This is a genomic window from Providencia sp. AGC89 (assembly GCF_053543535.1).
Genome location: NZ_JBIXLP010000091.1, coordinates 94,746 through 107,747, shown reverse-complemented (window position 1 = coordinate 107,747; position 13,002 = coordinate 94,746). Strand labels below are relative to the sequence as shown.

Genomic DNA, 13,002 nt, shown 5'->3' with positions numbered 1-13,002 from the left:
ATGTCAGGCCTTGCCTGAAGAGAATATCAACGGCTACGGAAAATGATTCGGCCTTTGCTCAGGTCATAAGGAGTTAACTCTACAGTTACCTTGTCGCCTGTCAGGATGCGGATATAGTTTTTACGCATTTTACCAGAAATATGAGCAGTCACTACGTGACCGTTTTCTAGTTCAACACGGAACATTGTGTTTGGCAGGGTATCTAAAACTGTGCCCTGCATTTCAATATTGTCTTCTTTGGCCATCTAATCCTCTAAGTCTAATAACCGTGATTTTTAACGGGCAAGATAATGCCCAAAAACCCGCACTAAGTAAAGAAGTGTCGCATTTTAACACGATCTTTATTTTTTCATGGGGAATAAAATTATTGTAAAAACCAATTTTCACTAATTAAAAATTGGCGGTATTTCAATCGATTGCGGTAACCAGCAGGCGGGGTCAATCGCTTTGTTACGCCACCGATAAAGAATATGTAAAAAATCCCTACGGGATATCTCTTTTGCGCCCATCGAGGCGGTATGGTGGTTAAGTACCTGACAATCAAAAAGCTGCCCATTATAGCGCAAAAAATGAAAATAGAATGTAATAAAAGCAAATTTGGATGCATCATTCATTCTACTGAACATAGATTCCCCACAAAATAGGTGACCCATGTTCACGCCGTAGAGCCCCCCAACAAGTTGTGAGCCATGCCAAGCCTCAACAGAATGTGCGATCCCTTCTTGATGCAAAGCCAGATAACCGGCTTGTACTTCAGGTAAAATCCACGTACCTTCGGGACGGACAGAACAAGCTTCAATAACTTGCTTGAAAGCAGTGTTAATCGTAATGCGATAAATCTGTTTTTTTAACACTTTTTTCATTGAACGACTAATATGTAAATCGCCCACCATTAGCACAGCTCTGGGGTCTGGTGACCACCATAAAGGCATCTCTCCAGGATTAAACCAAGGAAAGATACCATCATAATAAGCAGCTTGCAGCCTTTTTGATGAAAGATCTCCCCCAATGGCTAATAAACCATTCGGTTCCCGCATCGCTTCAGACACGGGAGGAAATAAATTGGAGTCATCATCTAATTGGTACATATGCGCCTCAAAGGGGTTGCTGTACCCAATGGCGCTGGCGGAATTGGTAATACCGACCTTGCATATCTAACAGCGCTTGATGGGTGCCTTGTTCGACGATTTTACCATCATCCATCACACATATGTTATCCATTTCTTCTAGACCTTGCATCCGATGAGTAATGACAATCAAGGTTTTATCTGCACACTTTTCTTTTAGCAGTGCTAAAATTTGTTGCTCAGTTTGTGCATCAAGCCCTTCTGTCGGTTCATCCATAAGGACCAATGGAGTATTGTGTAATAGTGCCCGAGCAATCCCTAAGCGGCGTTGTTCCCCTCCAGATAATTGGCGGCCACCATCGCCCATCCATGCATTGAGTTTTAATTCGTTTTCTAACAAATTACCTAACCCAACTTGGCGAAGCACTTCATTAAGTTCTGCATCAGTCGCTTGTTCTTTTGCTAATAATAAATTATTACGTAAAGTATCACTAAACACATGAACGCGCTGTGGTACTACGGACATCACGCTGCGCAAGGCTTGTTCACTAAACTCATTGATGGGGTGACCATTGAGAGTAATGCTTCCACTGTCGACATCCCATGCGCGGGTAAGAAGCTGAAGCAAAGTAGATTTTCCACAGCCAGTCTTACCTAACAAGGCAAAATGTTGGCCTTTAGTCAAAGACAGGGAGACATTGTTCAGAACAGCAAAAGGCTGCTCTGGATAAGTAAACGAAATATTTTCAACCTCTAAGCTTTCTAGTGTTTCTATTGAATGGCTTTGGGTAGGGAAAGTCACTTCCGGTTTGGCTGTCATCAGTTGTGAAACTCGGGTGGCAGAAGCAATAACTTGGCCCATATGTTGGAAAGCAACAGCAACTGGGCCTAGCGCTTCAAAGGCTGCTAAGGCGCAGAAAACAAATAATGCGATTAATGCGCCAGGCTTTGTATCACCTCCTACATGCTCCGCAGCCATCCACAGCAATAATGTTGCGGTAATACCCGATGCAAACAAGATAACCGCTTGTGATAGCCCTGTAAGCGCAGCTTGTTGCTGTTGGCGAGCTTGCCAGCTATTTTCTATTCCCCACAAGGTTTGGCGAAAACGCGATGTTGCGCCAAATAATGTTAATTCCGCTTGCCCTTGTAGTGCAGACGTTAAAATAGTGCGGTAATTTCCACGTAATTCAGTCAGTTCTCGACCAATTGGTTTACCCGCACGATAAAAGACTATTGGCATGGTAAATAATAAAAATAACATGACCGCTCCCAGTGTCCACGCAAGGCGAGGGTCAAGATAACTTAAGCCAAAAATCAGCACGAAAGTCACGAAAAATGCAGTGATAATTGGTGATAACACCCGTAAATAGAGGTGATCAAGTGTTTCTACATCGGCAACAAGGCGGTTAAGTAATTCACCTTGGCGAAAGCGGCTGATCCCACCTGGGGAGAGTGGAAGTACTTTACTAAATGCAAAAACACGTAGGTGAGCTAAAACTTTAAACGTCGCATCGTGACTAACTAGGCGTTCTCCATAGCGACCAGCAGTACGGAAAATAGCAGCGCCACGTACACCTGCGGCAGGTAACATATAATTAAAGTAGTACAGCCCAGGGAAACCGGCAATTGCGGTACCTGCTAAAAACCAACCAGAAAGAGTTAATAGTCCAATACTGGCAAGTAGGGTCACAATGGCTAAAATAATGCCTAAGGTGATCAAAAACCAATGACGGCGATAAAGGGCTAAGAAGGGTAATAAAACTTTCATTATCAAAGCTCCTCACTGCGGTGGGCAAGTAACTGGGCAAACGCCCCTTCAGATTGACTGAGTTGTTTGTAATTACCCCGTTGAATGATTTGGCCATTAGCCATTACCCAAATTTGGTCGTAATCGATAGTTTCTTCCAGTAAATGGGTGACTAACAGGGTCGTCTGTTGCTCTGATAGCTGGTTTAGTGTTTGCATAACCCGTTGTTCGCTATGAGAATCAAGGCTTGCGGCGGGCTCATCTAACAGCAATAAACGCGATGGTTTCAATAAAACGCGAGCAACAGCAACTCGTTGTGCTTGCCCAACAGAAAGGCGAGCGGCGTAGTCGCCAAGCCGTGTATTTAAGCCATCAGGTAAGTGCGGTAAAAATTCAGAGACATAAGCATTATCAATAGCATGTTTAACTTCTGCTTCAGAAGCGTTAGGTTTACCTAAACAGATATTTTCAATCAGTGTTTGTTCGGGTAGATGTGGGTTTTGCCCAACCCAGCCAAGCAATTCACGCCACTTATCGGGGCATAATTCACTTAATTCAATGCCATTTACCGTGATTGAGCCGTTATAGGGTAAAAAACCCAATAGTAGATTGAGTAGAGAGCTTTTGCCCGCACCGCTTTGGCCTACTAAAGCAATACGTTGCTGTGGTTCAATACTAAAATCTAATGGCCCTGCAAGACACACCCCATCGTGCGATAAAATTTCTAGCTGCTTGGCTTCGATACGAATAGGTTCATTTGGGAGGGTTTTTGTACCTTGCTGGGCTTTTTGTTCCCCCTCGCTATTTAGCAATGTTTCTAACGTTTCAGCAGCTCCAACCGCTTGGGCTTTCGCATGGTAATATGTGCCGAGATCACGCAATGGCTGGAAGAATTCAGGGGAAAGAATGAGAGCTAAAAAACCCGCAAACAGTGTGACAGGTAAACCATAGCTACCGAAGTTCATTTCACCAAGGTATGAAAACCCGAAGTAGACGGCAACAACCGCAATAGAAATTGACGCAAAAAATTCGAGGACCCCAGAAGAGAGAAAGGCCATCCGCAGTACTTCCATGGTTCTAGAGCGAAAATCATCAGTTGACTCACGAATTTGCTGAATTTCTGCTTTTTCACGGAAGAATAATCGTAAAGTATCGAGGCCTCGCAACCTATCAAGAAAACTACCGCTGAGGCGGCCTAATGCAATGAAATTACGCCTATTAGCATCCGCAGCGCCAAGCCCAACTAATGCCATAAAAATAGGAATAAGCGGTGCGGTCACGAATAAAATTAACGCAGCAGCCCAGTTAAAGGGAAAGATAGCAATCAAAATCATGATGGGGATAATACCCGCTAAATACATTTGAGGTAGATAGCGGGAGTAGTAGTCTTGCATATCTTCGATTTGTTCAAGAATAATGGTTGCCCAACTTCCCGCTGGTTTCCCTTTGACCCAAACGGGGCCTAATTCTTGGAGTTTATCTAGCACCATTGTGCGGATTTCTTGGCGTACAACTTGCCCACAGCGAAAGCCAATACGTTCTCGTATGTAAGTGACAATTGCACGAAGAATAAAGACGCTAATTAGTAGAATAAAAGGCGTTACAAGTTGTTCCCGTGGAGTGCCATCCATAATTAATGCTTGTAGGATAACGGCTAAAAACCACGCTTGAGCAATAATCAGTAAGCCACTAAGCATGCCCAACAGCATAGAGATCCGCAACCAGCGCTTCGCGGGAGCACTGTGTTGTTTTAACCAACGTACCAATTCAGTCTGTCTTGATTTATCCATAATGATTTAGTTAGCAGGTGTAGTTTTAATGTTATTGAGTGTAGTTAGATTATGCCAACCTAACGTCGCTTTCATCATTACTATATTGCGCTAGTCCCTATTTTAAACTGCACAAGAAAGATAATAGAGTGACCTAGCAACATAATTAATGACGATATGAAAACCAGTATTTTTGATCTTGCTCGGTAATTCGAGTTATTTAGGCTCCATCATAACAGCTTCATTAGGATATGTTACATAATAAAAGCACCTTATTTAAAGTGAACTGTGTTTTGTTATTAAATTGTTTTATAAAGGTAAATTTAATATTTCAGTCAGTCTTAAAAGATGAGGTTGGTTGAGATATTACTGTATTTTTATTTGATATGTAGATGGCTAAATGACATTCTGTTAAGCCATCTACATTTTTAGAAAAAATTAAGGGGTAGGGTCAATCATTAACCATTCTTTAGGTTTTAATTGAAAATGTCCGTCTAATAAATTATCCCAAGCTTTGTCTTTCGCTTGTACAGTATTAAACAAACGAGTTTGGTTATCGACTAACTCCCAGCTTTGTTCCTGTTGTTGCCAAATATTGCATTCAATACTGGCACTGGTGGGGTAGGTATAACACATAACAACATCATTTTGCCCATTTTGGTTGGCGTCTGCCATAAAGCCCATGCATGAGTATGGCTCATACTGTGATGTGCAATACCATTCGCCGGTGAGATTTTCACCGAGGTCAAACCAACTATCTGGTAATTTAGGGCTGTTTTTAGCTTGTATTAACACACCTTTCAATGGCTTACGTTGTTCTTCATTGTATGGGCTAGTTTGAAACGCTTCTGTGTATTCTGGGTTTTTATCTAATTGTTTATAGGCTTGTTCCCCATATTCACCTAAATGCTTTAAGTCGTATGCTAAAGAACTATTTACCTTAATTTTGCCGTTTTCAACCCCCGCTATGATACTGTTGACCGTGATCCTTTTAAAATCGGCAATCGGGCTATTGATGACCAAAATAATCGCTAGCAAAGACAAAATACCGACTTTGTTGATAGTACCTAGAGATGCCATCCATGCTGTTTTTTTGCGAAGAATTGCAAGGCTATAGGCAAGGACAATAGCGGATAAAAACAAGGCAATTGTGAAAGCGTATAAGCGCTCAATGCTCCAACTGTATTGGTTAACACGTGCAATGATCCCGTATAGAGACAGTGCTGAAAATGCATTGAGCAGAATAATGCTAAGGAGAACAAAACCATTTAGCCCCGGACGGAATCGGTATTGTGTACTGCCATCACCATATACGAAGTTAATAAAAATAAGGTTCAGGATAATAAACCACAGCATGACTGCCGAACCTAGACCGACGGAGGCTAAACCTGAGAAATATGAAATCACAAAACCCACTAAGAAAATGGCAGCGACTAGGTTAAGCAACGGTAAGAAAAATCGAGCAATAAAACTGGCAAAATTACTAAGTTGAATATCAAGTACAGCCCTTAAAAAGACCAAACTGATATTGAATCCAAGAGCAAAGCCTGCCCAATAGACTAATTCGTTATCTAGGATATCGTGCAAAAAATTGAGGTTTACAATGCCAAATAAAAAGCTAGCTAGCTTTATAATTAACGCTAATAGCCCACCAATGGCAGAGGATAAAATACCTAGGAAAGTATTTTTAATATATAAACCCATTAAGCAACTGTAATTGATTTTCCATGTTGCGCTTGTTTGTAACATTTGCATCCATGGCAACATGAAAAAGAATAAAACAGTCAGTGTGAGAAAGGCAAAAAATGGGTCTGCTTCTGTTGGCGTTTTAAAATCTTGGGCGTGCCAGTAGTTAATCCAGCAAGTTAACCCGACTGTAATTGCAATATTGAGATAAAAAATGGCGGATTTCGCATTAGTAATTAAGTAGCTAATGACCGAAGGAACAAAAATAGCGAGTAAGACTGGTAGATACACTGTTGTTGTACTTAACTGGCTATCATAACGGATAGAATAATCCGTGGTAGCTGCAATAATAACACCTTGGATTATTGCGAGAACTACAATAATAAAATAGGCATAACCACGAATATCATCACGCCCTAATTGCTGCCCCATATTTGTGCCTTGTTAACGTTAATTTTATGTAAAAACAGTATAGGTTGAATGTTTTGCACGCAATATAAACTTGCTCTTAAAATATAGAGCAATAGCAAGTTGTTAAGAAAAACTAGGGAGAGTAGGAAAGAATAAAAAAGGCTTTAATCTATTTAAGATTAAAGCCTAGGTGTTCGTTATAGATTATTTAGAAGCAAGCCCATCAAGGTAACGTTCTGCATCTAATGCTGCCATACAGCCTGTCCCTGCTGAGGTGATGGCTTGGCGGTATATATGGTCCATTACATCACCAGCGGCGAAAACACCTTCTACTGAGGTTTGGGTTGCATTACCTTGTGTGCCAGATTGGACTTTAATGTAACCATTGTCTAAGTCTAATTGTCCTTCAAAAATAGCGGTATTTGGGCTATGGCCGATAGCAATAAAGGCTCCCATTACAGGTATTTCTTCTGTTTCGTGGGTTTTAGTGCACTCAAGGCGTACACCCGTAACCCCCATGTCATCGCCGAGTACTTCGTTTAAAGTACGGTCGGTATGCAGAATAATATTGCCGTTTTCGACTTTATCCATTAAACGATTAATAAGGATTTTTTCTGCACGGAAGCTATCACGACGGTGGATCAAATGAACTTCTGAGGCAATATTCGATAAATATAGTGCTTCTTCAACCGCGGTATTTCCACCACCAACGACGGCGACTTTTTGGTTACGGTAAAAAAATCCATCACAAGTGGCACAAGCAGAGACCCCACGACCTTTAAAGGCTTCCTCTGAAGGTAAACCAATATAACGAGCGGAAGCTCCTGTTGCGATAATGAGGGCATCACAAGTATATTGATTTTCATCACCGATTAGTCGGAAAGGGCGTTGCTTTAAATCTACTTTTTGAATATGGTCAGAGATGATTTCAGTTTCAAATTTAACTGCGTGCTCATGCATGCGCTCCATTAGCATCGGTCCAGTAAGCCCTTCAGGGTCGCCTGGCCAGTTTTCAACTTCAGTGGTGGTAGTTAACTGACCACCTTTTTCCACCCCAGTAATCAGGGCTGGGCTTAAATTTGCGCGTGCAGCATAGACTGCGGCAGTATAACCTGCGGGGCCTGAACCTAGAATGATTAACTTGCGATGTGTGGTTGTGCTCATGAATTCCTCTTTTAATCTAAAAAAAAGCGTTAACAGGATTGTAGGAGAAATAGCAGGTTAACAAAAGTGGTTTAAGTGCGAGTGAGTGTCATGCCACTAATTTCTATGATAGGCAATACCTACTAATTGTAAAAAAATGTAGCAAAAAGTTGAATATGTCACGCTTCACAATTTTTAGGAATTATCTTGAATTAAGGCTGCGAAACGTTTTACTGGAAAAAAAAGCGAAATCTTGTACTGATTTTTATTCATTTGCTTTGACAATCGGCTGCGCATTTGCGAAAACATCTGTGTAAGAGTTAATTATCTAGCAGGTCAATGGAAATGGCGCATTTTTGTTCTTACTGGAAAGTTAACTTTACGCTACTTACAAACTTAAAAAATGAGTCAAAATTGTGGGTGATAATTACATTCACACGAAATTCAGCACTATGAATAAAATTTGCTCCTGAACACGGTTCCCTAAATATAAAAGGTGCGGCTAAGGTGCTATTTTATAGATGTAGAAAATAACAATTAGAGAAAGAGAGATTAAGAGATGATTGACAATAAAAAGCGTCCAGGCAAAGACCTTGACCGTATCGACAGGAATATATTAAACGAATTACAAAAAGACGGGCGAATTTCTAACGTAGAATTGTCTAAGCGTGTTGGTTTATCACCGACACCGTGTTTAGAGCGTGTGCGTCGTCTTGAAAGACAAGGGTTTATTTCTGGCTATACCGCCTTGTTAAATCCACATTACTTAGATGCATCCCTATTAGTGTTCGTTGAGATTACACTGAATCGTGGTGCACCAGACGTGTTTGAGCAATTCAATACAGCAGTTCAAAAGCTTGAAGAAATTCAAGAATGTCACCTTGTTTCTGGTGATTTTGACTACTTGTTGAAAACGCGTGTGCCAGATATGTCCGCATATCGTAAGCTGCTAGGTGAAACTCTTTTACGCTTACCTGGTGTAAACGATACTCGTACCTACGTGGTTATGGAAGAAGTTAAACAAAGTAACCGTTTAGTGATTAAAACACGCTAATTTTTACTTTTTTAACCTCACTTCAGCACAGCATTTTCAGCTTTGTTGTCGCACTGCAGTTTCAACGCTGAGTTTACTCAGCGTTGTTCCGTTTTAATACAGTAAAAACATTGTGTTATTCACCCTCAAGTGTCTCATTTAATCGCAAATCTAACCGCGTTGACATTTGTTTGCTAAAATTACTTAGTAAACAAGGAGTATTGTTTCCAATTAATTGATTTTAAATCTATAAATATTTAGGATTTTTAACGGGAAATAGAAATTGAATCCTTATGCGTTAGATGAAATACTGAAACTTGTCGTTCCTGTGATGCATTGATTTACTTCCGTAACGGTAAAACAGGCACAGCAAGGCGATTAATGTTAGAATAAACATAAATCAGTAAAGAACATCAGTCAGCAAAGAAACAATAATGAGCCAAGAATACACAGAAGATAAACACATCAAATTTAAAAAATTAAGTAGCGGTAGGCGGCTATTAGAGGTTATTTTGCTCGCAATTTGCTTGAGCGCTATCTTTTTAATGGTTGCTTTATTGAGTTTCAGCCCTTCGGACCCAAGTTGGTCCCAAACCACATGGAATGCGCCCGTAAAGAATTTAGGTGGTAGTGTTGGCTCATGGAGCGCGGATATTCTTTTTTCTGCTTTTGGTATTCTTGCTTTTGCAATTCCTCCCTTATTAATTCTCGGTTGCTGGGCTATTTTCCAATACGAAAGTCAGCGTCGCTATATTGATTTCTTCTCTCTTTCTCTAAGGTTAATTGGTGGGTTAGCGCTAATTTTATCCTCTTGTGGGCTAGCTGCACTGAATTTTGATGATTTACCTAACTTTGCTTCAGGCGGTGTTATTGGTAGCGTGTTTAGTAACGCAATAATGCCGTGGTTTAACTCATTAGGTGCAACACTTGCATTGCTGTTCTTATGGGCTATTAGTTTTACGTTATTTACAGGTTGGTCATGGCTGACAATTGCAGAAAAAATTGGATCTGCCGTCCTTTTTCCTATCGCTTTATTAACAAATAGGGCGAGGGGTGATGACTTAGATGACTATGATGTAGATGTCGAAGAAACCGAAGGTGCGTTACAACGTGCGCAAGAAGCAGAGCATAGGGCTAACAATTACCCAGATACTATAGACCCAGATGACGTTTTATTTTCTGCGCCTACTGTTGCCGAGTTGGTGACAGAAGTATCCTCTGCACCAGAGGCAGAGTCTACCGAAAATACAGCGGTTACTGAAGGGGCAACGCCAATAGCGGCTCAAGGTGTACCGGAACAAGAAACGGTGCCATCGTTTTCTGCTATTGATGAGCCTAATACCTATCATTTTGAAGTGCCTGAAGATTACCAGCCTCAATTAGGTTCTGGTTTTGAGGAAACAGCACCAATATCGGATGAACCTCCTGTTCATCAATCAAACGCGACATCCACGCCATTTGAATATCACGCTAATGAACATATAACACCACAAAATCAAGCTGATGTTCCTCATCAAGAACAGTCAAATAATCAAATAGAGCCTCAAAGGCCACAATATAACTCGTTTGAGCCACAATCACTTTCATCGCCATCGATGAATGTTAGTGATGTCGCGAGTGCTGTAAGTTCAACAGTGACGGAGCGTGTTTCAGACCCAGCGGCCATTGCTGCTGCGGGGATTTCCATTGCCGCACTTGAACGCCACGCCCAGGTAAAACAAACAGTAGAGCCTGAATTACCAAGGCCAAACCCTGTTCGTTTACCTACTCGTCGTGAACTTTACGGTATCCGTATCCCTTCTCAGCGTGATGCTGAGTTGCAACGCCGCCAAGAAGAGGCGTTAAAACGCGAGCAAGCGTATCAACAGTGGTCCGCAGGTGAGCAGGAGTCCTCTGAAACGAAAGAGGAAGCACAGCAAGATGAATTGCTACGAGCTCAGTTCTTAGAGCAACAACGAGAGCGTTATGGTGATATCGATGAAACTGACTATGAATCGCCGGTATTTAGCGCACAACCGAGCGTTGCAGAACAACAGCAGCAAGATGAACCATCTGAATCAGGTTCTTTGACGCAGCCAGAAATTGAGCATCGTTGGCCATCAGCGTCAGCATTTTCTAATAATACTCACACAATACCCGCATCAACTGAATCCACTCCTGCAGTCGATGACGTGTACAAAAATAGCTTTGCAGAAGATGAACATTCCCAGATATCTGATCACTTTGAATCTAAGGTTGATTTGAAAAAAGAGTTTTCCGTGCTGGGTAGTTTTTCTCCAGTTGATGATCTGGTAGACGATGAACCAGCTGACCCATTATTTATGCCTTCATTTAGTGCGGTGCCAGTTCCTTCGGAAAATTCACAAAATAATATTCATGAAGGTCTTGGCAATTCGTCAACATCGGCACACACTTTTGCGCAGCCACAGCAGCCACAGCAGCCACAGCAGCCACAGCAGCCACAGCAGCCACAGCAGCCACAGCAGCCACAGCAGCCACAGCAAGATAGCTTATTCCACCCGTTTTTGGTGCGAAATGATCAACCTTTACCAAAACCAACAACACCAATGCCATCCCTTGACTTACTGGCGAGCCCACCTGAACAGGAAGAACCAGTCGACATGTTTAAACTTGAGCAAACCGCTAGGTTAATCGAAGCTCGGTTAAATGACTATCGGGTGAAAGCTGAGGTTGTTGGTTTCTCCCCAGGGCCTGTGATCACGCGTTTTGAACTGGATTTGGCACCCGGCGTGAAAGCCGCTCGTATATCAACATTATCACGAGACCTTGCACGCTCTTTATCTACAGTGGCAGTACGTGTTGTGGAAGTGATACCGGGTAAGCCGTACGTTGGGCTTGAACTCCCTAACGAAAAACGCCAAACGGTTTATTTAAGTGAAGTTTTAGACTGCGATGACTTTAGGAAAACCCCTTCGCCATTAACGATTGTGTTAGGTAAAGATATCGAAGGTGACCCCGTGGTTGCTGATTTAGCAAAAATGCCGCATTTATTAGTAGCAGGTACCACTGGGTCAGGTAAATCCGTTGGTGTCAACGCCATGATCCTCAGTATTTTGTATAAAGCGAAGCCCGAAGATGTCCGCTTTATTATGATTGACCCGAAAATGTTGGAGCTTTCCATCTATGAAGGGATCCCGCATTTATTGACAGAAGTCGTTACCGACATGAAAGACGCCGCTAATGCATTACGTTGGTGTGTGAATGAAATGGAACGTCGTTATAAGCTAATGTCTGCTCTCGGTGTACGCAACCTTGCGGGTTATAATGATAAAATTAAAGCAGCCGAAGAGATGGGGCGTCCAATACCTGATCCGCATTGGAAACCTAGTGATAGCATGGAAATTGAACATCCTATGCTGAAAAAAGAACCTTATATCGTTGTTATGGTTGATGAATTTGCTGATTTAATGATGACGGCAGGTAAAAAAGTTGAGGAGCTAATTGCTCGATTGGCACAAAAAGCCCGAGCAGCAGGTATTCACCTTGTTCTTGCAACGCAACGTCCGTCTGTCGACATTATCACTGGGTTGATCAAAGCAAACATCCCTACTCGTATTGCATTTACTGTTTCCAGTAAAATAGACTCTCGTACTATCCTTGACCAAGGCGGTGCTGAGTCCCTATTAGGGATGGGGGATATGCTATATCTTCCGCCAAACTCATCAATCCCTATGCGTGTACACGGTGCTTTTGTTCGTGACCAAGAGGTTCATGCGGTTGTGAATGATTGGAAGGCGCGTGGGAAACCACAATATATTGATAACATTACCACTTGTAGTGATGATAACGAAGGTGGGGGCTATGATAGTGGTGGGGAAGAACTTGACCCATTATTTGACCAAGCTGTAGAGTTTGTGGTTGAAAAACAACGTGTTTCTATTTCCGGTGTTCAACGTCAATTTAGGATTGGCTATAACCGCGCCGCAAGGATTGTTGAGCAAATGGAGATCCAAGGTATTGTGAGTGAACAAGGTCATAACGGGAATCGTGAAGTCCTTGCGCCACCGTCAATGGGGCATTAAAAATAGGTTAACAGCTTAATCATTTAGTGTGCTGATTGTTGGTTTAATTTTAGGGGTGTATAACGTTATCACACCTCTTAGGGTCATAACTTAAGGTCAT

8 protein-coding genes are annotated in these 13,002 nt (G+C 41.9%); 2 read left to right on the top strand and 6 right to left on the bottom strand.

The window, feature by feature from the left end; genetic code table 11:
• Nucleotides 1–26: 26 nt before the first annotated feature.
• The 6 genes from infA to trxB all read right to left on the bottom strand — a co-directional run bounded on the left by infA (nucleotide 27) and on the right by trxB (nucleotide 7,847).
• On the bottom strand, nucleotides 27–245 hold the full coding sequence (gene infA, locus ACIPUA_RS20305) for a translation initiation factor IF-1 (RefSeq protein ID WP_004244560.1): 219 nt from the start codon (nucleotides 243–245) through the stop codon (nucleotides 27–29).
• A 141-nt stretch (nucleotides 246–386) separates the two neighbouring features.
• Nucleotides 387–1,088, bottom strand: coding sequence for a leucyl/phenylalanyl-tRNA--protein transferase (gene aat / locus ACIPUA_RS20300; RefSeq protein WP_042846511.1), 702 nt, complete (start codon nucleotides 1,086–1,088; stop codon nucleotides 387–389).
• A 7-nt stretch (nucleotides 1,089–1,095) separates the two neighbouring features.
• The gene (gene cydC / locus ACIPUA_RS20295; RefSeq protein ID WP_181469162.1) at nucleotides 1,096–2,838 is read right to left on the bottom strand and encodes a heme ABC transporter ATP-binding protein/permease CydC; all 1,743 of its coding nucleotides are present in this window, start codon (nucleotides 2,836–2,838) and stop codon (nucleotides 1,096–1,098) included.
• 2 nt (nucleotides 2,839–2,840) lie between these two features.
• Nucleotides 2,841–4,607 (bottom strand): heme ABC transporter permease/ATP-binding protein CydD, encoded by a 1,767-nt coding sequence (gene cydD / locus ACIPUA_RS20290; protein ID WP_071547881.1) that lies wholly within the window; start codon nucleotides 4,605–4,607, stop codon nucleotides 2,841–2,843.
• 417 nt (nucleotides 4,608–5,024) lie between these two features.
• Nucleotides 5,025–6,704 carry a DUF4153 domain-containing protein gene (locus tag ACIPUA_RS20285; RefSeq protein WP_048606565.1) on the bottom strand — a complete coding sequence of 560 codons (1,680 nt, stop codon included), beginning with the start codon at nucleotides 6,702–6,704 and terminating at the stop codon, nucleotides 5,025–5,027.
• A gap of 183 nt (nucleotides 6,705–6,887) precedes the next feature.
• Nucleotides 6,888–7,847: a thioredoxin-disulfide reductase gene (trxB, locus tag ACIPUA_RS20280; RefSeq protein WP_042846507.1), complete on the bottom strand. Its 960-nt coding sequence runs from the start codon at nucleotides 7,845–7,847 to the stop codon at nucleotides 6,888–6,890.
• 538 nt (nucleotides 7,848–8,385) lie between these two features.
• Here trxB and lrp point away from each other — a divergent pair.
• Together lrp and ACIPUA_RS20270 are read left to right on the top strand one after the other, a co-directional pair.
• Nucleotides 8,386–8,880: a leucine-responsive transcriptional regulator Lrp gene (gene lrp, locus ACIPUA_RS20275; protein ID WP_004918089.1), complete on the top strand. Its 495-nt coding sequence runs from the start codon at nucleotides 8,386–8,388 to the stop codon at nucleotides 8,878–8,880.
• Nucleotides 8,881–9,293: 413 nt separating this feature from the next.
• Complete coding sequence (locus ACIPUA_RS20270; RefSeq protein WP_449060084.1) at nucleotides 9,294–12,902, top strand: DNA translocase FtsK 4TM domain-containing protein; 3,609 nt, start codon at nucleotides 9,294–9,296, stop codon at nucleotides 12,900–12,902.
• The last annotated feature ends 100 nt before the right edge of the window (nucleotides 12,903–13,002 follow it).

What these genes read in the sequence shown, in the direction of transcription:
- ACIPUA_RS20270 (WP_449060084.1), top strand. Translation starts at nt 9,294, where the DNA reads ATGAGCCAAGAATACACAGAAGATAAACACATCAAATTTAAAAAATTA.
- cydC (WP_181469162.1), bottom strand. Translation starts at nt 2,838, where the DNA reads ATGAAAGTTTTATTACCCTTCTTAGCCCTTTATCGCCGTCATTGGTTT.
- lrp (WP_004918089.1), top strand. Translation starts at nt 8,386, where the DNA reads ATGATTGACAATAAAAAGCGTCCAGGCAAAGACCTTGACCGTATCGAC.
- ACIPUA_RS20285 (WP_048606565.1), bottom strand. Translation starts at nt 6,704, where the DNA reads ATGGGGCAGCAATTAGGGCGTGATGATATTCGTGGTTATGCCTATTTT.
- cydD (WP_071547881.1), bottom strand. Translation starts at nt 4,607, where the DNA reads ATGGATAAATCAAGACAGACTGAATTGGTACGTTGGTTAAAACAACAC.
- infA (WP_004244560.1), bottom strand. Translation starts at nt 245, where the DNA reads ATGGCCAAAGAAGACAATATTGAAATGCAGGGCACAGTTTTAGATACC.
- trxB (WP_042846507.1), bottom strand. Translation starts at nt 7,847, where the DNA reads ATGAGCACAACCACACATCGCAAGTTAATCATTCTAGGTTCAGGCCCC.
- aat (WP_042846511.1), bottom strand. Translation starts at nt 1,088, where the DNA reads ATGTACCAATTAGATGATGACTCCAATTTATTTCCTCCCGTGTCTGAA.